The following is a 24,137-nucleotide window of genomic DNA, read 5'->3' as shown; positions in this document are numbered from 1 at the left end:
AGGGTGAGGTTTTTTATGATTGCCGATGAATTTTTTTCATCGGGACTGCCCTATTTTCTAGAGTAGTGATCTGTTTCATTAGTTTTGAGGAGTTGCGACGGCTAGATCCGCAACTTTTCAAAAAATTGGGGATCCTCGCAGTCCATCATAATTAATGCGAACCAGTAAGGTTAACAATTGGACAGGCGCAAGATATGAAAGGAGGGGAAGTAGTGAAATATTTTTATTAAGACTGCTTCTACCTATTATATTTAGGCAAATAAATAATAAAAAATTTTTATAGGTAATACATAGGTGTATATCTTTCAGATAGTTTACTTATAACTTGATCTAGAGTGAAGATACTTCATTGGGATGGTGATCTGAAAAATTTGTACCACTATTATTCAATACAGCAGCCTGAAACAGCAAGCTCGCTAAATCATCTCTAACACCAATATACGTCAATGATTTTTTTAGGTTACACTGCTAGTGATAACTCAAAAAGCGAGGTATTATTTTATAACTTAGAGTCTATTTTTTCTTTCTTTAATAGTTGCTTATTATTTGTTGTGTTTTTAACGACTAACAAATAACAAAGGACTAGTGACTCTTCACAGTTGATTTTTTGCTGTACTTGTTGACTTATTACTAGTGGTCTATATCTTAAGTTATAAAAAATATATGGCAGATTCAACTCCAACTCGCGGTCAAGTAGAACGCACTTTAGCACAACGTATACAGGCTTTATATCGCGAACAACTCGGACATCAGCCTAGCAAAGTAACATGTCGCCTATCAGATACAAATCTAGTGATTGTAATTGAAAATTCGATTACACCACCAGAACAGTTGTTGGCTCAAACAGGTAGACACGAATTAGCTGAACAAGTGCGTTCTGATTTAGATGAAGCTATTCAACCTCAATTGAAAGAATTAGTTGAGGATATCTTACATGTGTCTGTAGTAGAGATACTAAGTGATGCTACTTTAGAAACTGGTCGTTCAGGGATTATTGCTATCTTATCCGAAACACCTGATCTTCGTGATTCTGCTTCTAATACCAAAATGAGGAAAAAAGCCTCATGAATAATCAACTCTTCTTGTTTTCACATACTGTGGTCTTAACACAAGTCAACAGCCGAATTATGTTTTAATTTACTACCAAGATGGCGAGAAACGATATCTTCTAAATCTTCAATCATGTAAGGCTTGCTGATGTAATCGTCAAAGCCAGCTTCAAGAATACGCTCTCTATCTTCTAAACTAGCTAAAGCAGTAACCGCAACAACATTAATATTGTGTGTTAGCGGTTCTTGTTTTAAGGAGCGTACTACATCAATACCATTGATTGCTGGTAACAAAATATCTAGTAGTATCAAATCTGGCTGATATTCTTTGGCTACCAGCACTGTTGTAGAACTGTCTGTTTGACAAATTAGCCTACAACCAAATGATTCAAGAGCATAGCTCATCAGTACTAGGTTGTCATCGTTGTCTTCCACCACCAAGATCAACGGCGGTTGGAATATTTGTTTATTTTCATCAGCCATAAACAACTGCGCCAGTTCCATTCCTTCTCCAGGCAATCTCATGTGCATTCGCCGTTCCTCCCGAACGAACAGACGAGGCATTCCAAGAGCGGTAGGATAACGCTCATTCAAGACTGGCTCGTTTATTAACTTTATCAAGTCGGTACTTTTTGCTCTAACAACAAAATTATATAGAGGAAAAAGTGTATCAAGCTGAAAGAATGTAGCTACACCTTCTGATTATAAACAAAATAAAGAAAATATTTAGCAAATAAATTATAAGTACTTAATATATCTAAGAAAATTTTAATATAAGTTCTTGAATTTAAAAGCGAAATTGGCATTGATACCATATGTCAAGCAAATTTTGATGCTCTTTAACATATGTAGGATTTACAAATCAATAATTGTCAAGATATGTGTACTACTTTTTTTGATATAAAAATCCTAATTATATAAGTATAAATACTTTAGAAGCTGACATCTGTAGCGATCGCTCAGAACAATAATTAGACTAGTGTAACATTTAAAAACAGATTATGGAGACTCGAGAAAAATTGCGTCTCTACTTACTTTTTGGGTTAAGTGCAAAACATTAAATTGTGAAAATTGAAAAAACTTTCTTTTACCCCTTGACATCTCTTGTAGTACATTAGTAGTATAGGAGCAACAAACAAGTTAAACAAACACAACAAGTCTTACCTCCCAAAAATCTATATAAAGGAGGTTGTAGTATGGTTCATATTCGCTTTGAAGGTCGTTCTTATGATGTTAGCGAGTCACAACTAGGCTTAACAGCTAACATGAATGACAATATTATTAAACAGCGACTAGCACAACATTTTGATGTGCAACTAAACCGCTTTGAATCTTACATAATTGACCGTAGACCAAGTGGGGATTTAATCGTAAGACCAGAAGCAGTTTACGGATAAAGGATTAAGTTTTTGTCCCGCATCCTCACAGGTGAAGCTTACATACATTCAACTTCGCAAGAAGTTTGTAGGTTCAAACCCTACCACCTCCACTTAATGGGGGTGTAGCCGAATTGGTATAGGCAAAATGTTCATGGCTTTACCAACTTATGCGGGATACGATTATTCCCAATGATTAAATATTCCACTTCGCGCCCTCACAGGAAAAGCTTACATACTAGCCGAATAGGTACAGGCACTTGATTTCCACTCAGGATAATGTAGGTTCAAATCCTACGTATGAACAAACGGCTTTTTCAACTTGCGCGAAGTGACCTATAAATTTCACAATTCAACCCGTGTCCTAACCTGAAAAGCCTACACACGTGATAACGATCCTAAGGTAGCGAAAATCGGGCAACCGATCTAGTGACAGCGTTGTTAATCTCACGCCAGATGCGGAATGCACGCCCACTGCTCGAGAATCAAACGGGTAAGAGCGATCGTAAGTTGGAAAAAGCTTTTTAAACTTGCATGGGTGATCAAATATTAATGATGTTCTTGAATAATTTTTGCCGTACCCTCATCGAGGAAGCTTACACACTCCTAATATAAACAACTTAAAAAACAGAGTCTTACGTCTGAAGCCGTCTTCAGGCTTATGCTTCCTCAACTTGTGCGGCAATTTTATACTAAGTCTAAATGTAGCATTTGACATCTAGTCTTCTTGCAGTTACAACAGTAGTTGTCACCGCGCCCTAACAGAAAAAGCTTACATACTAGCTCAATTGGTAGAGCAGTCGGCTATTAACCGATGGGTAACAGGTTCGATTCCTGTGTATAAACCAACAGCTTTCTCAACTTGCGCGGTGATTTTATTCACCTCGTAGCGTGTGACAACTACACTCCACAGTTTTAGATTTTGGTTGCAATTAAAGTTTAGGCTGGCGAAGATATTTGTTAGAAATCGAACATCGTGCAAGGCGATACACACGGATTGACACATATAGATTATGAGTGTGTATTTATGTTTTCGTGATCTAACCTCCGGGAAGCCGCCTGAGGCTAAAAGCAACAAAATCTAAGAACCAAAATTCTTAATGGAGGTAGTACTTATGAATACAGCAGAACGCGATTTGCGTTTAGAACTTCTCAACAGCTTGCTGACTACGCCTCACCGCGAGTTGGAGAAGGTAGCAGAATTTCACAAGTTAATGATAGAACTTGATCCGATTTTCTATGGACACCTGGCTGTATGGTATCAGCATAATGGTGATGTCCGCGACCACAAGGAAGTGTTTTTGGGACATCTGCTAACAAGCAATGTAACTGCACACCGTGACGCTGGTTTTGTCTTGCTACAAGAATTTCCGCCTTATCAAGTAGCGCGAATTGTGGATTTTATGAAGCAGCAACGCGGTAAAGTTCCCCGATCTGCACGTACTGCTGTACAGCGCTATTTGCGCGCGCGAGAAATAAACCCTCAATTTTTTGACCGCGCTGCTTTACGGGGACGTAAGGCGATGAAACATCTGTATGCAACTTTGCATATTAAACCAAGTATGCGTGCAGATGCAGTGTTATTCAAAGATGCACCCCCAGAAGATAGCTTGGCATATATGCTTAAGCAGGTAGCAAAGGCAGAAACACCAGCTGCACAAGCTGCTTTGATTGTTGAGCATAACATCCCTTACACCATTGCGATTGGTGCAGTTAAGCAACTTACCCCAACGGTGTTGGTGGCGTTGATAAACTCTATGTCACCACAGGAGGTAATAAACAACCTCAAATCTCTGAAGCAGCGCGGTGCGATGGATCATCCAGAAGTCAAGGCGTTGATTGATGGGAAGTTAGAACAAGCGGCTAAGAGTGATAGGATATCTGCGTTCAAAGCCACGGTTGCAGCTGATGTCACCCAGCTGGATACAGAAACTGCGGTCCGACTGGAAAATGTTGCCAACGAACAAGTCAAAAAGCGCGGTAAAATTGCCAAGCCGACAGCTTTGTTGGTTGATAAGTCTGGAAGTATGGATGTAGCACTAGAAGTTGGTAAGCAAATAGCTGCTTTAATTTCTGGTATTACCGAAGCAGATTTATTTGTCTATGCTTTTGACACCATTGCTTACCCAGTCAAGGCTCAAGGGAAACAACTATCAGACTGGGAAAAGGCATTCCAGCATATTTTCCCTAATGGTGGAACCAGTGTGGGTGCAGGTCTAGAAACCATGCGCTTGAAAAAGCAGGTGGTAGAACAAATCATTATTGTCACCGACGAAGGCGAAAACACCCAACCCTACTTTGTCGCCGCTTACCAAGCTTATCAGCGCGATTTAGGAGTTATGCCTAATGTGATTATCGTCAGAGTTGGTGGATGGTGTGATTACATCGAACGCAACTTGAAGGAGAAGCAAATACCTGTGGATACCTTTACTTTTGCGGGTGACTACTACTCTCTGCCGAACTTAGTGCCATTGCTGTCTCGTCCATCCCGGTTAGAATTGCTGATGGAGATTTTAGAAACTCCGCTACCTGTGCGGGATGACAAGTAATATCATGTCCGCTTAAACAGTTATATTATCCGTCCTTGTCGGTAATTGGTGAGCCAGCGCACTGGCTCCTCAATGCCCAAGCTTTATATCGTAAGCTATTAATCGGACATCATAATAAATTACGTCTAGCGGCACAGCCGCTAGATGTCATTTAGGTATATTCATGCTAAATGTACAAAAATTAAGAAGAGCGGAAACGTTTCTTATACCGTCTAGAATTAGCAACCGCTTTTGCTTTCCGCTTGTTTTTCTCAAGAGGAGTTTCAAAGTGACGATGTTTCTTTAAGTCAGGCATAATCCCTGCCTTGGAAACTTGGCGTTTAAATCGGCGTAAAGCCGACTCTAGTGCTTCATTTTCGCCCACTACTATTTGGGTCATTTTATCTCCTTAGATATTAGTACTGGGTAGTGATAAGCTCATAAACATTCAATTTGCATTTTTGGGTAGAGGGGATTTAACCATGCTTCCCTATTTCCCTCAAAACCAAAAATATCCAATTAAAATGCACTTTCGCTTTACTCATCCAGTCAGCTGAGAACAAAAAAGGGCAGACTCCTAGCCTGCCCAAGAGACTTAAAAGTTAAACTTGGGTTTTAAACCTTAGTAACGTCGGGAGTAGCCTCCACCATTGTTGCCACCACGTCTACCACCACCAAAGGAACCTCCCTCTGATTTAGGTCTTGCTTTGTTAACTTTCAGGCTACGACCCATCCATTCAGCAGTATCTAGGGCTTCAATTGCCGCAGCTTCTTCTGCCTCTGAACCCATTTCTACAAAAGCGAATCCTCGCACACGACCAGTTTCCCGGTCTACAGGTAGTTGAACGCTCTTCACAGTTCCATACTCGGAAAATACCTGCTTGAGGTCATCTTGCTCAACCTCATAGGACAGATTACCAACGTAAATCGACATAAAACATCTCCAGAATCAAATGGCGTAGAGTTTTAGATCCGGAGAAGTCTGTAATACTAAGTACAAATAAAAACAAACCGCACAACCGAATTTAAACTTCTTTTCTTAGTTTATCACAAATTCCTAAGATTCAAGCAAATTTATTAATATCAAAATTCTATGAAACCTCTTATCGCCTTTTGTGACTATCGGCAAAGTATAATCAGGAAGAAAGCCATAAGTTAAGTATAGTTAAGTAATAAGGATTGTTACACCACGCAGACAGGCAGTGAACACAGTAGAGATTCTTCAACAGTTGAAAGAATGGGGATTTAAAATCAAGTTGGTTTTAGCACATAGTATATAAGTACTATATTTGGATGACTATTAAAGGATTAAATGTTTCAATCCCTAATAGGGATTAATGTTAGTTGCAACCAAGCCTGTGGTTTGAAGCCTTGCGATGTCTCGCGTTTCAATCCCTAATAGGGATTAATGTTAGTTGCAACAACCAGGATTTAAGCCGTACTTGTTAGCGTACTGTTGGTTTCAATCCCTAATAGGGATTTGTGTAAGTTGCAACTTAAGTGCTGTAATAACTGCTGTAGCTGTAGGCGGAAGTTTCAATCCCTAATAGGGATTTGTGTAAGTTGCAACCGACAAGGCTCCGCAAAGAGCGGAAGCCTTGCTTCTCGTTTCAATCCCTAATAGGGATTTGTGTAAGTTGCAACCCGCCGGCATTGCCAGATTCTTCTTCACCAGGATTGTTTCAATCCCTAATAGGGATTTGTGTAAGTTGCAACCTCTAAATCTATCTGTGTATTCAGATATAATCTGATGTTTCAATCCCTAATAGGGATTTGTGTAAGTTGCAACGCGGAATTGAAAAGATATTACCCACAACTGTGGCGTTTCAATCCCTAATAGGGATTTGTGTAAGTTGCAACTCTACCTCAAGCAATGCAAGGTTGCAGTAGAGGGCGTTTCAATCCCTAATAGGGATTTGTGTAAGTTGCAACGCAACCAGAGTCAGAAGCTAAGTAATAGAATCCGTCGTTTCAATCCCTAATAGGGATTTGTGTAAGTTGCAACATTCCCAGGGATGGGTGGCAATGAAAGCCATTAAAGTAAGAGTTTCAATCCCTAATAGGGATTTGTGTAAGTTGCAACTTGATTGATGCCTATCTAATTGGCGCCAATTTAAGTCGTGCGGTTTCAATCCCTAATAGGGATTTGTGTAAGTTGCAACATTGGGGATGGCGGCCACCTGCATGGTTGCATTCAGTTTCAATCCCTAATAGGGATTTGTGTAAGTTGCAACACCAGCAAAGAATCTAGTGATGGTGTCCAATCATCATAAAGTTTCAATCCCTAATAGGGATTTGTGTAAGTTGCAACCGCTCTGTCACCCCTAGCGAGATCCTGTCCTGGGTGTTTCAATCCCTAATAGGGATTTGTGTAAGTTGCAACTTTTGAGGATTTAAATCAAGCCAAAGCTTACTTTGCAGTTTCAATCCCTAATAGGGATTTGTGTAAGTTGCAACCTATTGGTTGCCTTACCCAAGAAACAAGAGGGAAGTTTCAATCCCTAATAGGGATTTGTGTAAGTTGCAACTTCTTTTAGATTTATATTCCATAATTAATTAAATTAAAAACGTTTCAATCCCTAATAGGGATTTGTGTAAGTTGCAACTTTGCAAAGAATGCACGCTTCGCAAAGACAACAATTCAATGTTTCAATCCCTAATAGGGATTTGTGTAAGTTGCAACGTGTCAACCTGTAGCTTATCCAGCTGGCCCGCTCTGTTTCAATCCCTAATAGGGATTTGTGTAAGTTGCAACCCAACTTTGTTGTCGGTAAGTGCCAGCCTCCCGAGGGAGTTTCAATCCCTAATAGGGATTTGTGTAAGTTGCAACTTACTTGAGTACGATCGCGCTCAGTTTGAGAAGCGTTTCAATCCCTAATAGGGATTTGTGTAAGTTGCAACTGGTGATTTTTACGCCAAAGGGCGTACCATTCCGGTTTCAATCCCTAATAGGGATTTGTGTAAGTTGCAACCCACCGTGTACTATCGCGGCGATGCTGAAGCAGTGGTTTCAATCCCTAATAGGGATTTGTGTAAGTTGCAACGGGAATCCGCATTAATAGTTTTTTCCCACATAGAGATCGTTTCAATCCCTAATAGGGATTTGTGTAAGTTGCAACTATTCATGGAAGGCTTATGACCGCTCCAAGTCCTGTTTCAATCCCTAATAGGGATTTGTGTAAGTTGCAACCCTAGGGAGCCCTGGGGAGTGCCTAAGGACGCCCTGTTTCAATCCCTAATAGGGATTTGTGTAAGTTGCAACGTCTGAGTATAAATACCTAGCATATCCCAAGGAGTGTTTCAATCCCTAATAGGGATTTGTGTAAGTTGCAACCTTTTATACAAGGATAATCCTGATGCTCTTGTCCCGTTTCAATCCCTAATAGGGATTTGTGTAAGTTGCAACGCTGATTGCGCTCTAAAGAGATTTTGTTGATCAAGTTTCAATCCCTAATAGGGATTTGTGTAAGTTGCAACATATGAGATGTCACCAGTGCCGCTAGCTGCCCCCGGGTTTCAATCCCTAATAGGGATTTGTGTAAGTTGCAACGTTTTTAGACTAAAAAAAGCTGTAAGTCTTGCCAGTTTCAATCCCTAATAGGGATTTGTGTAAGTTGCAACTCCGTGACAGCAACTCCCACAGCAACCCTAGAGTTTCAATCCCTAATAGGGATTTGTGTAAGTTGCAACCATATTCCCAAAGAGCATTTGCTGATAGCTTTTTTGTTTCAATCCCTAATAGGGATTTGTGTAAGTTGCAACCCAAAAAATTCTTATCCGAAAAAATCCGAATTAATTGTTTCAATCCCTAATAGGGATTTGTGTAAGTTGCAACATGCGGGCAAGAAGGAAGGATTTGAGAAAGAATTATTTGTTTCAATCCCTAATAGGGATTTGTGTAAGTTGCAACACGACTTGGGGCATCCAGTTGGCCATCCCAGGCCGGTTTCAATCCCTAATAGGGATTTGTGTAAGTTGCAACGCAATTTATAAATTCTTTTCCTTGGGTGCCATTTGTTTCAATCCCTAATAGGGATTTGTGTAAGTTGCAACGTTTCTTTTGTTTCTTTATAATCCGCTAAAGTTGTGGTTTCAATCCCTAATAGGGATTTGTGTAAGTTGCAACTGGCCCAGGCTCAGGCGGGGTTCCCTAGGAACGGTGTTTCAATCCCTAATAGGGATTTGTGTAAGTTGCAACAGGATATAAAGTGACCTCATTTACTCCTGGTGGTGTTTCAATCCCTAATAGGGATTTGTGTAAGTTGCAACTTGAGAGGATCCTTACAAGTTTGCTGTTGTTCCGGGCGTTTCAATCCCTAATAGGGATTTGTGTAAGTTGCAACTCCAGCCGTATATCCGGCACGTGGACTTCGGAGTCTCGTTTCAATCCCTAATAGGGATTTGTGTAAGTTGCAACGGAAAGATAAAGGCATTTCCTCCGTTTCCTCCCCGGTTTCAATCCCTAATAGGGATTTGTGTAAGTTGCAACTAATGCGCCCAAGTTAGCATGCTTCTAACTGTTTTTGTTTCAATCCCTAATAGGGATTTGTGTAAGTTGCAACTTTAAAATCACCCAGAATTTATTATGCAAAATTTTGTTTCAATCCCTAATAGGGATTTGTGTAAGTTGCAACATAAATACCTAGGGATCCTTAGAGGACTCCCTTGGTTTCAATCCCTAATAGGGATTTGTGTAAGTTGCAACTTCCGCCATTGCCGCCATCGTTTGGCGTTACAATGTTTCAATCCCTAATAGGGATTTGTGTAAGTTGCAACTTGATCAGGGCATCCACTTGGATTCCTCCCGCATCCGTTTCAATCCCTAATAGGGATTTGTGTAAGTTGCAACGCGCCATAGAGGTTTGCATCCCGCAAATCTGCACCAGTTTCAATCCCTAATAGGGATTTGTGTAAGTTGCAACTCAAGGATACAATTACCGCCTTGGGGTTCTCTTGGTCGTTTCAATCCCTAATAGGGATTTGTGTAAGTTGCAACTCTCTACTCTCAGTCAGGGAACTGCTAGATACCTTAAGTTTCAATCCCTAATAGGGATTTGTGTAAGTTGCAACGCCCTTTGACCACGTAGACCAGAGGTGTATCATCGGTTTCAATCCCTAATAGGGATTTGTGTAAGTTGCAACCAGCTAAGTCCCTAGGGTTTATCCAGGGGGGTATCGTTTCAATCCCTAATAGGGATTTGTGTAAGTTGCAACTATCTATGGCCGCACTCTTTTTTTGAGTTGCGTAAGTTTCAATCCCTAATAGGGATTTGTGTAAGTTGCAACCCAAATTCCCAGGCGTGAAATAATCGCCAAATGCAGGTTTCAATCCCTAATAGGGATTTGTGTAAGTTGCAACCTGACCACTGGCTACGGTCAGCAGCTCACCATCTGGTAGCCGGTTTCAATCCCTAATAGGGATTTGTGTAAGTTGCAACACCACCCCATTAATTTTGGATTAGCCGTCTGTTGTTTCAATCCCTAATAGGGATTTGTGTAAGTTGCAACTTTTATAGCTTTGAAATTCTAAAACTTTCTGATGGAAATAGTTTCAATCCCTAATAGGGATTTGTGTAAGTTGCAACGGCAGCAAGAAAAAGACCTGCTTTGCTCCATAGGTAGTTTCAATCCCTAATAGGGATTTGTGTAAGTTGCAACCCAAAGCTCCCTATACATTCTTGGTCTTGGATTTGGTTTCAATCCCTAATAGGGATTTGTGTAAGTTGCAACAGATGTATCTCCATTTTTATCAGGTAAATTTACGTTTCAATCCCTAATAGGGATTTGTGTAAGTTGCAACTTGAAGCGCAAAATGTTTGAAGATTACAACATTTTTGTTTCAATCCCTAATAGGGATTTGTGTAAGTTGCAACCTAAGAGGGTAATAAGTTGTTATAAGTGTATTTGTGGGTTTCAATCCCTAATAGGGATTTGTGTAAGTTGCAACAAAGAGCCCTGTGGAATCCTACCAATCACCACAGAGTTTCAATCCCTAATAGGGATTTGTGTAAGTTGCAACAAAATAATATGCTTAAAAGCACCTCTGCAATATTAGTTTCAATCCCTAATAGGGATTTGTGTAAGTTGCAACCAAACCCTCAGCAGCACTTTGAACGACTCTAGGCGAAGTTTCAATCCCTAATAGGGATTTGTGTAAGTTGCAACGGAGTACCCGATGGAGGACAGTGGCAACAGATTCATCGTTTCAATCCCTAATAGGGATTTGTGTAAGTTGCAACAATTCTGCAATTTCAATTCTTGCTCAGCTATTTTTTGTTTCAATCCCTAATAGGGATTTGTGTAAGTTGCAACTTCAATATCCATGTCACCCGTATCTGGCAAGTATCCAGTTTCAATCCCTAATAGGGATTTGTGTAAGTTGCAACGGTAAAAAATTTCTCTTAAATTAAGCACGATTTGCCGTTTCAATCCCTAATAGGGATTTGTGTAAGTTGCAACCCTAATGTCCCTATTTTTCCAGATATTAAGACTTACCGTTTCAATCCCTAATAGGGATTTGTGTAAGTTGCAACGCCAAAGGGTTTCTCTCTAAAAATAAGAGAGAGTTTCAATCCCTAATAGGGATTTGTGTAAGTTGCAACATTCGTACTTTCATGCCTTGGATGTCTGTACTAGGGTTTCAATCCCTAATAGGGATTTGTGTAAGTTGCAACTCAAAGAAAAATTATTCTAGAAGCTTCCAAAGAGTTTCAATCCCTAATAGGGATTTGTGTAAGTTGCAACGCTTAAAATTCTAGATTCTTATTTAGGCGATCGCCGGTTTCAATCCCTAATAGGGATTTGTGTAAGTTGCAACTGCAATCAATTGAAGAGTTATTGCTTTTATGAAAGTTTCAATCCCTAATAGGGATTTGTGTAAGTTGCAACGAGCATCAATAAGCATATTATTTAAAAAAAGACTTGTTTCAATCCCTAATAGGGATTTGTGTAAGTTGCAACTCAAGTTTTGCTGGAGGCATAAAGCCAGGCCCGTATGTTTCAATCCCTAATAGGGATTTGTGTAAGTTGCAACTAATTCTTTCTTTATCTTTATGTTTTTGTGCAGCGTTTCAATCCCTAATAGGGATTTGTGTAAGTTGCAACAGTAAGGGCGATCGCAGCGGCTAAAGACGATTGTTTCAATCCCTAATAGGGATTTGTGTAAGTTGCAACTCTTACAACCACCACAAAGGTATCCTAATCCTTTTAGTTTCAATCCCTAATAGGGATTTGTGTAAGTTGCAACGGAATCCGCATTAATAGTTTTTTCCCACATAGAAATCGTTTCAATCCCTAATAGGGATTTGTGTAAGTTGCAACTGCTCAATTTGGAAGCCTTGCTGTATTTGATTTTCAAGGTTCAGTGGTGCAGACCTGGAGTAAATATAGCGTTTGAGCGATCGCACTGTCAAGAGCAAATGAGTATAAAATGGCTCAAATGTAGTCAGGGCAATAATTACAGAAAAGGTGCAGATCCCATTTAGCATCTATTCAGCCTCTAACTTAGACAGGATCAGTATTTCAGCCCCAAAAATTGACTGCTTTTTTTCTACACCTACTGATTTGCACCATCATCAAGCAAAAAACACCGTAGTATCCATTGGCATTTCACCACCAATGCGCTCAATTTTACCCTGACAGCAAGCACAAAGAAAATAGAAGCGGATGCTGTCTTCATCAGGTTTAATGAGTTTTGCCAAACGCGCCCTCAGTTTAGCATACTGGGTTTCAGTTAAGTTGCACTCAAACACAGAATACTGCATCCACTGTCCGTAAGACTTGAGAATATTGTGGATTTTGGTACGACGTTTATCTTCGGGGATATCGTAACTGACGACAATAAACATGGGGAGGTGGGGAGGTGGGGAACTCGGGGTCCCCTCTGGGGATTAGGGGCAGTGGGGAGATGGGGAGTCTGAGGAGTGTGAGAGGTGTGGGGAGTAGTAAACCACTAACTACTAACTACTAACCACTAACTAGATAAATTACTTCATTATCAATGGCGGATATTTTTCAATTTCGCCCATGAGGTATTTTGCAAGTAATCTTGCTTGCAATTCAAAGGATTCCTGATAGGTGTATTGCTTTTGCATGACGGGATGTTTAAATTTTGTTTGCTTCTTTTCTTGATAGAGACGCAAAAATTTATGTAAGCCTTCTTTGGTCAGAGAAACAGCGTTACTGACTGGTTCGGTAATAAAGTCTGTAGGTACGAGAATCCGACGATTGATTGTTGTTAAAACTACTGCATCGACAATTACAGGACGAAATTCTTCCATTAAATCTAGTGCTAATGATGGTCTGCCATAACGCTCTGTATGTAAATATCCTAAATAGGGATCGAAGCCAACAATATTAATTGCACCCTGCACATCATGACGTAATAATGCATAACCCAAACTCAACAAAGAGTTGACTGGATCAGTTGGGGGACGACGATTGCGAGTGTGGAATTGAAAGTTATCAACGCGGATCAGTTGATTAAAACAACTAAAATACGCAGCACTACCTGCACCTTCTAAACCTCGGATAGAATCAATAGATGTGGCTTGATCAAGATTTGCGATCGCAGTTGCTAATTGATTTAGTCCTCCGTTCAAATCTAAATCAGGATAACTGCGTTGTGACTTTAGGAGAGAATAACGATAGTTTTTTAACTTTCCTCTCACAAAACCTTTACTAGCATGAATCGCTTGTGGTGATTCTCCCCTAGCTTTCCACTGGGCAGAACGTAAGAAAATATTCTTACTCATTTCTGGTTCTAGCCGCGCAATATATTTACCGTTATTTGTCAAGAAAGTTAGAGGAATTTTTTGATTAACTAATTCGGCAATAGTAGCAGGAGAAATACTTGCTCTCCCCATAACTACCAAACCATCAATTTTGATCAATGGCACATCTAAAATTGTTTTTTTCTCATATTTAACGTTGAGTCTTTCATCAACTTTACCGATAAAAGCATCTTCTTGTGTGATGTATACTGTACCCATGATTGATTTTTAAATTATGTGAAGGAATTGGGAATGAGGAGTGTGGGGAGACAAGAAGGACAAGGAGCAACAGGGGGACAAGGAAGACAAGGGGGATAGTTAACAAATAACCACTAACCACTAACTAATGTACAGACGTGCCATGGCACGTCTCTACAACCACTAACAAGCAACAACCAACAATTAACTTAAATTTCTTCTTGATACCGCCTGACTTTTTCTGGTAATTGCGGTAAACATTGGTTGTAAAAACTGCATCCTTGGCAACGTTTGCTATAGGTTGCTATTGGCATGATGCCAGCTTCCAGGAGATTTTTTACTGATTTAATTGTAGCGATCGCACTTTGTCTTAATTCCTCAGAAATCTCCACTAATTGACGTTGATGGGAGTGAGCATAATAAATATATCCTGTGGTGACGGGTTTTCCTGTCATCTCTTCTAAACACAATGCTTGGGCGCATACTTGCAACTCATCGTTATCCCATTCACCTTTACGTCCTCGCTTATATTCTATGGGATACCATTCACCATTTTCTAATTCAATTAAGTCTGATTTTCCAATGAGTTGATATTTTTCGGATTTCAAATAAATTGCTCGAATTTGCCAAGTGTCTTCCCGATTGCCATCACTCAAAGTATGTACACGTTCATGTAAACTTGTACCCTCAATTGTGTATTGATTATCAATAAATTCATCTGCACAAAACATGCGCCAGCAGCGATGCGGACAATAGGCATATTGATTTAATGCCGCAATCGGTATATATTCTGTATTATTCATATAACTACTAACCACTAATTACTGTACGGGCGGGTTTAACGAGATATTGCTTTCACCAAAAGTAATTCACCCTTGCAAAAACCCACCCCTACTAACTACTGTACAGGCGAAGCATTTGTACGAAGATATTTCGCTTTGATTGAAAGATAACCATACAAATGCTTTGCCCCTACCCACCAACAACCAACAACTAACTACTAACTACTAACTACTAACTACTAACTATTAATCCTACGTGTCATACCCATACCCATCGTTGTTTTTCGTCCAACTCCAGCATATAAAGCAAAGTCAGCTAAAGTATTAATTTGCTTGATTTGAATAGGTTCAGCTTCTCCCAAAATCCGATAATCAACTTCCCCAACAATGCCAATAAATTTACTACGAGAGTCTGCTAAGATTTCTGTATGAATGTTGACAAAACTGGGAAAGATAGCATCAAGAAAAAGATTTTCAAACTCAATACCACTATATTTATTCCAACGCGCTAGTAAAGAATTAAATACGCATTCTCTAGTCGGGAGAGTAGTATCATACTTTCCTTGGCGGAAGGCGGTGGGTGTAGTGAAGGTAAGGGAAATTGTGCGATCGCTCTCACTTGCTTGCTCATATAATTGCTTGTAAGTACAAGCATTAGCCCAAGGTTGAGTGGATTGGGCAGTACCGAGAATACTGGTAATATACAAATCCGCAGAACCCAAATGCCAAGCATGTTCGGGATTAATATTCAGCCAAAGTGGGGTGAGTTGGCTAAAAAGATTGTCATCTAACAATGAGATACGCCACCAACAGGGAGTACCTGGGGAAATGGGTTTATCTTGTTGCCATTGCAAGGTGTAATTTTTTTGGTTTACGTATCCTCGCTTGCCACTACCATTACCTGTATAACTTGACTTTACTTGTAAAGGGGAAAGAGTAAAAGCTTTGTCGGCGGTGGAATCATGGAGTAAGTCACCCAAACTTCTATCTACCGAACTCACAAGATTCAAAAACAGGGCGTGGTAATGTCTACCAGTCAGATAATTAGGATAAATGGGGGACTGAGGAATGAGATTGAGAACAAGACTATGTGGCATGAGATGCTTTTAGATTAGGAAAAATCATTCAAGGAGAAGATAAAATCCCCTTGCTGCTGAAGTGCAGAGATACCAACGCCAGCGTACCCGCAAACTAATGCTGGAACATCAAGGAGGTTTTAGTGCAGAGTTGCTGGCGCAAGCATCAGCGAAGAAAAGAAAACGTACTTCGGGTTTTGGGAAGTGATTAATTTTTAAAACGGTATGCCATCCGCACGGGAATTTGTTCTTTGATATCCTCAAAGTAGTAGTATTGTCCGCGCATTTGGACATTTTGAATGAGACTAACTGGAGGTATATTCACCACATCATAGCTAATCACTTGATTAGTGAACATGACATCCAAAGGATTTAAAGGATGAGTGCAAGTGAATACACCTTCAGCGATTTTAGGTTTTGGTAATTGTTTAACTGTGACTTCAGCTTTACTCATCCATTTACCCAAGCGAATCCATTTTGGTAATTTGAGTTCTTTTTGAGAAATTACAAAAAACTCAAACTGACTTTCAGGTGCAATTTCTTTTGCCCTACCAAAACTAGGAATATTTTTCTGGGTTTTTTCCATCTCAACATGATAGTTGTTATTTGCATACTTCCAAGTGTTGAGAATAGCAGTATGATTGAGCGATCGCGCTGGGGTAATATAGATTCCCTGTTTATTTAGCGGTGTTAAATGTTCCTCATATTTGGGGACTTGTTCAGGGCAAAAGTAGCGGTAGGAATGTTCTTCAGAAACTGTGGTGGAGTAAATTTCACTATCAACTAATCCGAGTGCGTAACAGAGGGCATAATTGTGAATTACTGGTTCTGTTTCGTATAATCTTCCTATTTCGCGACTGGCATGATATAAACTATCATGTAATTCAATTTGACAACAGTAAATAACTGCCATAATTTTTACTCAGCTGCTGCACTTGCTTTTTTAGCTTTCTTACCTTTTTCAGAACTCTTGAGGATGTGTTTCTGTGCATAAGCAGATGATTCTGCATTTGCTTGAGTCAATAATTCTTTGAGTTTATTTTCATCACTAGTAATAGCTTTGACTTCATTTAGAAGAGGTAGAAAGCGATCGCCAATATAATCAGTGTGGGAAATAAACTCTTGAGTCATGAGTTCAGCAATGGCTTTGATTGCAGCATCTCGAACATCATCTTCATTCAGCGGATCGGGAGGATTTATTTTTCCTGTATAGCTCAATAAATCATAAATTTTTTGAGTCCAACGTAGGTTACTGGTAATTTCGCCATCAGCAAAAATTATCCCAATTAATTCATTACGAACTCTACCAGTACGGGTTGTTTGTGCGCCATAGTGACGAGTTCTAAGGATATTGTTAAAAACGTACAAAAATCCGGCTTCTGTAGGGTCTTTGAGTGTCACAATACTAGGGAAGAAAACTTGGGGTAAGATATGATCTTGGCTATTAATTCTGCTGGTAACTTCCCCGTTTCTACTCATAGTCCCGTTTTCAAATGGTGCATTGAGGGTGAAGTTAAGATGGGAATCTTCAAAGGGAGTGATTGAATAAGCAGTGTCTACAACTACTTTTGATTTTTCCGAACCGGCATCACCAATTGCAAAACCATAGAGAATACAATCAGGAGTTGTTTTGCTGAAATCTACGTTGTAATCGCACTTTTCCCAGTCACCAATTTTATAGTTACGCAGTAATTCTCGTCCGGTTAAACGTTCTGGTGTGGATTGTTTGCGCTTAAACATTGCCAAACGGCTAATGGATTCTGGATATTGAATTCCTGCACGTACTTTAGCTTTATTGAGTTCTCCGTCAGTCTGAAACAATGGATAAGATTCAGTTACACGGACTGTGATGAAATGTGCATATTTACCCATTGGTTTTGCAGGGATTTCGTTGTGGAAGAATTTAGCGTCAACGGTTTTTAGAAAGTTCATATTTTTCTCCAAGATTAAGTTGCAAAAAAGATAGATTTTGTAGAGACTAAATATATCGCGTCTCTACATATTTAGGCTGCATCATCAACATCCAAATCAGGAATATCTTCGGGTTCTGCTTGCGGGAGATTCTTGCGTTCTTCATCGTCTGCGAGGCGATAGAGGTATTCACAGGTATCTCGAATTAAGTTGAGTTGAGTACCTGCTAAACGTGCGCGATCGCATTTGAAACTTACCTCAAAAATCTCTTTGACAAAATAATTGGCGAAGTCATATACTGCTTGACGTTCCTCTTCAGAAGTAAGTGCAGGTTTCCACTTTCCATCAACGAAAGCAAGGGTTGGTTTTCCTTCAGCAGCCCTGCGTCTGACGTTATTCATTAATTTAGCTAAACGTGCAGCCACAACATCTGTTAATGATTCAGTGTCAGCAGCTAATGCTTTATCAATTTTTAAAATCACATCCGCAGCTTCGTCAATAGGTTTAAGGATTGCATTGGCTTTAGCATAAGAACTTTTCGCACGATAAAAACGGCGATAGAGTTCTGTTAATTGACGCAGTTGATTCATTGTTTCTTCTCCTGGTTCAAAGTATTTATACAAATCCATGTAAAGACGAATTTTTGCTACTGGTACAGCATCCAGAGTTTTCTGTTTATCGTCTTTATCTTTCTTGGGTTTACGTAGCCATTTAGTGAGATAATGAAAAACATATAAGGGACTTGTTTCCAAATCTCTGGCTAAATCTGACAATTTACCCCAATCTGGATCACCATCCTTTTTCCGATTAACTTCTAGGTGAATACAGTAAGCAGCAGTTAGTGCATTTAATGGTGAAAATTCACGTTTTTCTGAACTGCTCGGAAGAATACTATCTAAACGATAAGTATCTTTTTTGATCAAAGAACGAATTGCTTGATGCTCTCCATCTAATAACACAGTTTCTTCAAAATCTGCACCACTAATAAATGGTGGTACAGGAGATTCCGATGCGACTACTTTCACATCGAGAACAAGTGGTAAAGTTAATGCTAGCCATGCAGGTGTTACCCAAGATTCGGTGTCTGTTGGTTCTCTTCCTGGGGGTAATCCTAAGAAGAAAAATGTGAGAGTTTCCTTTTCAGGAAAGCTGATTTTAAAAGTGCGATCGTCATCTGGTTGTAAATTCTCTTTAATCAGCAGCGTGTCGACTTGCTGATAATTTTGAATGCTGAATTTGGCAATTTGTTTATCAGTGATGAAATGCTTTCGCAACTCAGCATCAAATCGCGTCCTCGCGAATTGATTGTAGGCTAATTGCAAAAATTTATTGGTTTCAGGTGTGAAGAAATAGGTGGGATAAAGATAAAGATAGCGATATTTGCGGCTTTCAAAATCTGCACCCACAGCATTAGTTTGATTCATTAAAATCTGTCTCAACATGATTTCAATCGACCAAATTGAGCAGATTTGTCGTTTTGCAGCCTGCCCGTTAAATAAAATCTGACGGTTGCTGTAAACTTGTGGTGCAAATAAAGTTGCTGACTCCATCTGTTCAGTGACAGTATAAGCAGAACTCGACATTGCACAAACGTTTTCTCTTCCTCTTCCCGTTACTTTTGCGGCGTTGTAACGTTTTAATTCCAGTAAAAATGGTTCAGTTTCTGGTGCTACAATTGCTCCTGTTGGTAATGATATTACACGCTTAACGTAGGTTTTTAAATCCTCCCAACCATCCGGAATATCTTGAAATTCTTGAAGAATTGGCTGAATTAAACTTGCAGCATAATTTACCATTCCTCGCATTACTTCCAAGATTTGAGCAAAATCCTTACCGGGATGCTTGCGGAAGTATTGTGCTGCAAGATAGTACCAATCTAAAGGAACACCACCAGTTTTCTTCAGGGATTGAATTTGTTTAACGGCTGGTATTTCATCAGATAATTCCAAATATTCTGCCAACTTTTGAGTTAAATCCAATTCGGGGTGTATTTTTCTTTTCGCTTTTGGTATATCTTTCTGTGCTGCTTTTACCCTTTCACACCAGCTATCCCAAATTCCCCGACACAAAATATCACCAAATTCAGCTAATCTATCAATACGAATGTCACTGGGAAATTGCAAGTTGAGATTTAGTGGTAACTCACCCTGGGTTTGATAGCTTTGTAAACTTTCACCCCGTTTCCCACTAGAGGCGGTTTTACTATCAGGAAGTAATCGACAAGCTGCATCGATACTGACTCTCATTAATCCGATCGCATCAAAGAATAACCAATAGTAATCTGCAAATTTGAATCCTTTTCCACCCCGATTAAATCCAGTTTGTCTTTCCCTTAATTTGTCAGCACAAAGAGATTTCACCTTATCAACTACTCTTTCAGGAATGCGATCGGTGCTAATTTCCTTTGCATCTTGACTAGCCAAGTAAACAACACCATCAGGTAAGTATAGAAGTGGGGTATAAAATTCTTCGGGGTGCGCTTCAATGATGGCATTATTGAGGATATTCGTGAGAACACCACGATTTTCGCAAAGGGAATGATATGTGAGTTTTAATTGATGGTTACTGAGTCTGCTAATGAGATTCGGTAAACGACCAGTTTCTACATCTCTAGGATGTTTGACGACAGAAGCAAATAAATCAGATACTGAAACTAAGTCGATTAAAACCTGTCGAATTCTACTATCTATCCTTTCATCATCTAAGGTTTTTAATCCACGAGTAGCAAGACCTAAATCGGAGTCATGTTTAACGCCAGAATTATTACTAATTTCGATGATATCGTCAATAAAATCTTGCCAATCATCACCTAATAAATAATGCAAGCCAAAGTCTAGTATTTTCTTAGTGATGTATCCACGTCCTAAATTTGGTGCATCTTCTTTTTTAGGTGCGTCTAATTCCCAATCCCTTTCGGCTATGTTATTCTCAATCAACCATGCTTTATAATCAGGGAATTTTTCATAATCATGTAGTAGATAAGCAGTGATGAAAATACAAGCTTGTAAATCTTCACAATTTCGCTTGACTGGATTTGTTTCTTTTGCTGTTTGCAGTTTCCTTAAAATTCGATAGGTGGGAAACAAGCCATTGAGTAAATGTGCAACTATCGATTGATCGCCTGCATTTCTGCTGCTATCAACAGGAGGTTTACCTGCTTTAGCGCGTTCAGCGTTAATTTTGGGAATAGTGACATCAAAAAACTTACCACCCTTAGCAGTTGCACCTGCTAACTGTTGAATGAGATTAGGTAAGACATATTCTGCAAACTTTTCTAAAATTGCATCCCTTTGATTATCTCTCGATTTTTTCACTGCTTCTTTGAACAAGCGTATTGTTAGCAGTTCTTTTTTTATCGGCGATTCATCATCATCTGTGCAATCAAAATCTGGAACTTCTTCCGGTAAATCATGAAAATTATCTTCAAAATCTGTCATGGATCTTTTTCCTCTAATGCAAGTGGTTGATATTCTTGAACTTTTCCTTGCTGGATAATCCACAATTTTCCTGTGACATCTGCTGCTTCTAATCCAGCAATTAATGTCTCAATCGTTTCACGCCAGTCTGCAAACGTGTAACGTGGGGGTAGGCGAATAATTACAATTCCTGAATAGTCTGATGGATTGTATCTCAAACGATTACCAAATCCTCTGTCGCACGTAACTAAACATCTACCCTCACTGCGACAAACTTCAATCAATTCCTCATCCGGTGCTGAACTTAAACCTTGTCCTGGTACTGTTGTAACATCGTGTCCTGCTAACCGCAACAAAGTTACAACACGTATGTCGATATTTTCATCTAGACTTTAACTTCATGCACTCGCTTCTTTTTTTTGTCTAGAGGAAGTTCTACAAAAGCACCTCGCGCCATTTCTGAACCATAAGCGATACAAGCAAGCACATCTTCGCGTTCGATGCTTGGGTATGCTTCAAGAACTTCCTCAATTGTTGTACCGCTTGCAAGATAATCAAGAATCAGAGAAACCCAAATCCGATGTCCGCGAATGCAAGGTTTACCAAAACAGATATTTGGATCAATGGAAATGCGAGAGAGTAAATCATTTCTTGTCATTTGTGCTTCTCCAAATTTGTCGTAATTCTTCTAAACGAATCCATTGGTCGTTTTTCTTTACTTCGATGTATTCCCACCCATTAGCTTCACTACCGTTAACCTTTGCTGCTAGAGGACTTGGTTTATCAAATTCTTCACCGTTATAGACATTAGGGATTGAAACACTGTAGCCTTCTGATTTCGGGCAAAGCCCTTTCTCCACAATCTTTTTAACATATCCATCCTTCATCATCCTTGGGTTTCCAATGCCAGGTTAGGGTTTCTAACAACAACGCATCCTGTCCAAAGGCTATGGAATACCAGGAACCTCGATTTTCTGGTTCATTGGTGACGGGGTAAAGTTGAAAGTGCATTGGTAGTCTGAGGGTAGCGCGTAAATAGTTGCGATCGCGATCCGAAATAAAGCACACTAATTTACGCCGACTGACTGCATCACTTATTTGTTGGATACCGTAACCGTGGGGTTGGCAAATCTCCAAATCTTTAAGAACTTGCACCTTACTGGTTTTCGCCAATTCACGGATATTTCCTGGATAGTAAAAATGCCAATCTTCCCGCACTTCTCGAAAATCTTTTAACTTCAAATAACACAAAGCCTTTTCAAATCTTTTGGTTGTTACTCCTGTTTTCTTCGCTTTTTCCATAAAGCTTTCCTTATCCCACAACTCAAAAATAAAGTTGCTGAGAATACCAGGAAGGTTATACATTTTAAACCTATCCACTTCTGGATCATCAGGATTAGTTAAATCGTAAATTGCACAATCTAATTGACTACTTCCTCTAAAACTCCTCGCCTCATCAATAATTTCTGTTTTCTCTTCACTCTGACAGCGATAAACCTGTCCGTTCATTTGTTTGATACTAATTTCTAATGCTTTTTGAATATCTGTACCAAACTTTTTCGCCACATCGGGATATTTTTCTTTCATGTGCGGATTGCCTTGCAGCTTAGAGTAAATGTAAGCTGACTGTATCCCACCCCATCGCTTTGGATATCTTTCAAATTCGTTTCTGTCTATCCACGAATTACGAATAGCGTTCGTAAAAGTTATCCGATCATAAGTTTCATTCTCCTGTAATGGGTGCGATTGCTCTTCAAATAACCTCGCAACTAAAAAATTCGGAATTAATGCATAAGCTTGATAGGTTTCAAAACCTTCATGTCTGCCAAGTCTACCAAAACGCTGAATAAAATTACCTGCATCCGCAGCTTCAAAAACTAAAAAATTAATCTTAAAATCAACTCCAACGTCAATTGTTGAGGTTCCAAGGAGTAAATCAGCTTCTGCAACTGAATTTCTTTTTTCAGTTTCCCCTGTTAGTCCTGTATTTTCTCTCACCTGCCATCGCGGTTCAAAAATAGCCTTAAATTTAGGCAATAGTTTTTTCACTGCTGCGATCGAATTGAGAATAATTGCACCTTTACTGTTGGGATAGTCTTGGAAAAATTTCAAAATAACTTTTTCAGCATTTTCTTCTAGCCATTCGTAACTCGAACGCAAATTCGGTTCCAAGCTTTGGGGAAAAGTTAAATTTATTGGCTGACTAATCTGTCGCCAACCTTGATTTTCAGTATCACCATCAAATTTATATGCACCAACATCTACCGGGTTAATAATTTTTGGTGTTATTCCAGCTTTTTCTAGAAAGCCTTGTAATAATTTATTCGGTGTAGCAGACAGAAATAGAAATTTCTTTGGGTCGTTTGCTGTATTTTTAATTAGCAAGATAGTATTAATTACACTCGCAATCTGTGGAGAGGAAAAGATGTGAAACTCATCGTAAATAAACAGTTTGTATCTCTCATCAATCCGGCGAAATAACCTATCTGGGTTATCTATCTTACCTCGCAGATAGTAGAAATTATGAATGTAGTGAAATAGGTCTGGGTTAGTTAAGAGTATTTCATACAAAGTCGAAATATTATCAAGTCCTTCCAGCTTAGAAGGTAACTTCCCTGTATCCACATAGTCTTCCAAAATCGCTGCTGTAAGGCGATGTATCTGCGGGTCATATTTTGGCTGAAACTGCGCCTTATACCCTTGTACCTGTTTTTCTTGATCGCGCACCAGTTCATTTGTTGGGTACATTGCCAAAGTGTACGTACGATTATTCATCGCTGACAGAAAAGCCGCCAAACTCTTGCCATCACCAGTCATCGCCGTGTTGAAGATGACTTCAATATTTGGATCTTGTAGTGCTTTAAAAGTTTCGACTTGATGCCAAGAAAGCGACCAATTCCCAGGTAATTTCAAACCTTCAGGCGTTGACACAGTCTGGGAATATACAGGCTTAAGCAAAATGCTGTAATTGGACATATCCTTAAATAGTGTCCGTAAGTTGTTGTTAAATCCTATACTATATTGGCACGC

Annotated in this window: 17 protein-coding genes, 2 tRNA genes and 1 CRISPR repeat array; of the genes, 5 read left to right on the top strand and 14 right to left on the bottom strand. The window is 39.4% G+C overall.

Going from position 1 to position 24,137, the window contains the following annotated elements:
• Positions 1-663: 663 nt before the first annotated feature.
• Positions 664-1,068: a DUF2294 domain-containing protein gene (locus UYI_RS0103885; RefSeq protein ID WP_016865360.1), complete on the top strand. Its 405-nt coding sequence runs from the start codon at positions 664-666 to the stop codon at positions 1,066-1,068.
• 35 nt (positions 1,069-1,103) lie between these two features.
• On the opposite strand, the gene UYI_RS0103880 is transcribed toward UYI_RS0103885, so the two are convergent.
• The gene (locus UYI_RS0103880) at positions 1,104-1,580 is read right to left on the bottom strand and encodes a response regulator (protein WP_026085722.1); all 477 of its coding nucleotides are present in this window, start codon (positions 1,578-1,580) and stop codon (positions 1,104-1,106) included.
• Between the two features lie 665 nt (positions 1,581-2,245).
• On the opposite strand from UYI_RS0103880, the gene UYI_RS0103875 reads away from it, so the two are divergent.
• The 4 genes from UYI_RS0103875 (at position 2,246) to UYI_RS0103865 (ending at position 4,974) form a co-directional block, all read left to right on the top strand.
• Entirely contained in the window at positions 2,246-2,446 is a 201-nt protein-coding gene (locus UYI_RS0103875; protein ID WP_016865358.1) for a hypothetical protein, read from the top strand.
• A gap of 211 nt (positions 2,447-2,657) precedes the next feature.
• A tRNA-Gly gene (locus tag UYI_RS36455) sits at positions 2,658-2,728 on the top strand.
• A 472-nt stretch (positions 2,729-3,200) separates the two neighbouring features.
• Positions 3,201-3,269 (top strand) — tRNA-Asn (locus UYI_RS0103870).
• 271 nt (positions 3,270-3,540) lie between these two features.
• Positions 3,541-4,974: a vWA domain-containing protein gene (locus UYI_RS0103865; RefSeq protein WP_016865357.1), complete on the top strand. Its 1,434-nt coding sequence runs from the start codon at positions 3,541-3,543 to the stop codon at positions 4,972-4,974.
• A 181-nt stretch (positions 4,975-5,155) separates the two neighbouring features.
• On the opposite strand, the gene rpsU is transcribed toward UYI_RS0103865, so the two are convergent.
• From rpsU to cas3, 13 genes are all read right to left on the bottom strand, one after another.
• Entirely contained in the window at positions 5,156-5,353 is a 198-nt protein-coding gene (rpsU, locus tag UYI_RS0103860; RefSeq protein WP_009453736.1) for a 30S ribosomal protein S21, read from the bottom strand.
• A 222-nt stretch (positions 5,354-5,575) separates the two neighbouring features.
• Positions 5,576-5,887, bottom strand: a complete 312-nt coding sequence (locus UYI_RS0103855) for an RNA recognition motif domain-containing protein (protein ID WP_016865356.1) — start codon at positions 5,885-5,887, stop codon at positions 5,576-5,578.
• A gap of 380 nt (positions 5,888-6,267) precedes the next feature.
• A CRISPR array of direct repeats spans positions 6,268-12,273; the repeat unit is 37 nt; unit sequence GTTTCAATCCCTAATAGGGATTTGTGTAAGTTGCAAC.
• A 254-nt stretch (positions 12,274-12,527) separates the two neighbouring features.
• A complete protein-coding gene (gene cas2, locus UYI_RS0103850; RefSeq protein WP_016865355.1) occupies positions 12,528-12,800 on the bottom strand; it encodes a CRISPR-associated endonuclease Cas2 in 273 nt (90 codons plus the stop codon).
• 138 nt (positions 12,801-12,938) lie between these two features.
• Entirely contained in the window at positions 12,939-13,943 is a 1,005-nt protein-coding gene (cas1d, locus tag UYI_RS0103845) for a type I-D CRISPR-associated endonuclease Cas1d (RefSeq protein ID WP_016865354.1), read from the bottom strand.
• Between the two features lie 188 nt (positions 13,944-14,131).
• Entirely contained in the window at positions 14,132-14,725 is a 594-nt protein-coding gene (gene cas4, locus UYI_RS0103840) for a CRISPR-associated protein Cas4 (protein ID WP_016865353.1), read from the bottom strand.
• Positions 14,726-14,943: 218 nt separating this feature from the next.
• The gene (gene cas6 / locus UYI_RS0103835) at positions 14,944-15,801 is read right to left on the bottom strand and encodes a CRISPR-associated endoribonuclease Cas6 (protein WP_016865352.1); all 858 of its coding nucleotides are present in this window, start codon (positions 15,799-15,801) and stop codon (positions 14,944-14,946) included.
• A 187-nt stretch (positions 15,802-15,988) separates the two neighbouring features.
• On the bottom strand, positions 15,989-16,693 hold the full coding sequence (cas5d, locus tag UYI_RS0103825; protein WP_016865350.1) for a type I-D CRISPR-associated protein Cas5/Csc1: 705 nt from the start codon (positions 16,691-16,693) through the stop codon (positions 15,989-15,991).
• Positions 16,694-16,698: 5 nt separating this feature from the next.
• Positions 16,699-17,712, bottom strand: coding sequence for a type I-D CRISPR-associated protein Cas7/Csc2 (gene cas7d, locus UYI_RS0103820; RefSeq protein ID WP_016865349.1), 1,014 nt, complete (start codon positions 17,710-17,712; stop codon positions 16,699-16,701).
• Positions 17,713-17,783: 71 nt separating this feature from the next.
• Positions 17,784-21,128, bottom strand: a complete 3,345-nt coding sequence (cas10d, locus tag UYI_RS0103815; protein ID WP_016865348.1) for a type I-D CRISPR-associated protein Cas10d/Csc3 — start codon at positions 21,126-21,128, stop codon at positions 17,784-17,786.
• Complete coding sequence (locus UYI_RS0103810) at positions 21,125-21,463, bottom strand: DUF5615 family PIN-like protein (protein ID WP_016865347.1); 339 nt, start codon at positions 21,461-21,463, stop codon at positions 21,125-21,127. The genes cas10d and UYI_RS0103810 overlap by 4 nt, the downstream gene beginning before the upstream one ends.
• Positions 21,464-21,492: 29 nt before the next feature.
• Positions 21,493-21,765, bottom strand: a complete 273-nt coding sequence (locus tag UYI_RS0103805; protein WP_016865346.1) for a DUF433 domain-containing protein — start codon at positions 21,763-21,765, stop codon at positions 21,493-21,495.
• Positions 21,752-21,997, bottom strand: a complete 246-nt coding sequence (locus UYI_RS31885) for a hypothetical protein (RefSeq protein ID WP_016865345.1) — start codon at positions 21,995-21,997, stop codon at positions 21,752-21,754. The genes UYI_RS0103805 and UYI_RS31885 overlap by 14 nt, the downstream gene beginning before the upstream one ends.
• Positions 21,975-24,083: a type I-D CRISPR-associated helicase Cas3' gene (gene cas3 / locus UYI_RS0103795; RefSeq protein WP_016865344.1), complete on the bottom strand. Its 2,109-nt coding sequence runs from the start codon at positions 24,081-24,083 to the stop codon at positions 21,975-21,977. The genes UYI_RS31885 and cas3 overlap by 23 nt, the downstream gene beginning before the upstream one ends.
• Between the last annotated feature and the right edge of the window lie 54 nt (positions 24,084-24,137).

It is taken from the genome of Fischerella muscicola PCC 7414 (assembly GCF_000317205.1).
Classification (GTDB): Bacteria; Cyanobacteriota; Cyanobacteriia; order Cyanobacteriales; family Nostocaceae; genus Fischerella; species Fischerella muscicola.
This window is presented reverse-complemented; position numbering and strand designations above follow the sequence as displayed.

Excerpts from the sequence above, each read along its gene's own strand:
- UYI_RS0103885 (WP_016865360.1), top strand. The coding sequence starts at position 664 with ATGGCAGATTCAACTCCAACTCGCGGTCAAGTAGAACGCACTTTAGCA.
- UYI_RS0103880 (WP_026085722.1), bottom strand. The coding sequence starts at position 1,580 with ATGCACATGAGATTGCCTGGAGAAGGAATGGAACTGGCGCAGTTGTTT.
- UYI_RS0103875 (WP_016865358.1), top strand. The coding sequence starts at position 2,246 with ATGGTTCATATTCGCTTTGAAGGTCGTTCTTATGATGTTAGCGAGTCA.
- UYI_RS0103865 (WP_016865357.1), top strand. The coding sequence starts at position 3,541 with ATGAATACAGCAGAACGCGATTTGCGTTTAGAACTTCTCAACAGCTTG.
- rpsU (WP_009453736.1), bottom strand. The coding sequence starts at position 5,353 with ATGACCCAAATAGTAGTGGGCGAAAATGAAGCACTAGAGTCGGCTTTA.
- UYI_RS0103855 (WP_016865356.1), bottom strand. The coding sequence starts at position 5,887 with ATGTCGATTTACGTTGGTAATCTGTCCTATGAGGTTGAGCAAGATGAC.
- cas2 (WP_016865355.1), bottom strand. The coding sequence starts at position 12,800 with ATGTTTATTGTCGTCAGTTACGATATCCCCGAAGATAAACGTCGTACC.
- cas1d (WP_016865354.1), bottom strand. The coding sequence starts at position 13,943 with ATGGGTACAGTATACATCACACAAGAAGATGCTTTTATCGGTAAAGTT.
- cas4 (WP_016865353.1), bottom strand. The coding sequence starts at position 14,725 with ATGAATAATACAGAATATATACCGATTGCGGCATTAAATCAATATGCC.
- cas6 (WP_016865352.1), bottom strand. The coding sequence starts at position 15,801 with ATGCCACATAGTCTTGTTCTCAATCTCATTCCTCAGTCCCCCATTTAT.
- cas5d (WP_016865350.1), bottom strand. The coding sequence starts at position 16,693 with ATGGCAGTTATTTACTGTTGTCAAATTGAATTACATGATAGTTTATAT.
- cas7d (WP_016865349.1), bottom strand. The coding sequence starts at position 17,712 with ATGAACTTTCTAAAAACCGTTGACGCTAAATTCTTCCACAACGAAATC.
- cas10d (WP_016865348.1), bottom strand. The coding sequence starts at position 21,128 with ATGACAGATTTTGAAGATAATTTTCATGATTTACCGGAAGAAGTTCCA.
- UYI_RS0103805 (WP_016865346.1), bottom strand. The coding sequence starts at position 21,765 with ATGACAAGAAATGATTTACTCTCTCGCATTTCCATTGATCCAAATATC.
- UYI_RS31885 (WP_016865345.1), bottom strand. The coding sequence starts at position 21,997 with ATGATGAAGGATGGATATGTTAAAAAGATTGTGGAGAAAGGGCTTTGC.
- cas3 (WP_016865344.1), bottom strand. The coding sequence starts at position 24,083 with ATGTCCAATTACAGCATTTTGCTTAAGCCTGTATATTCCCAGACTGTG.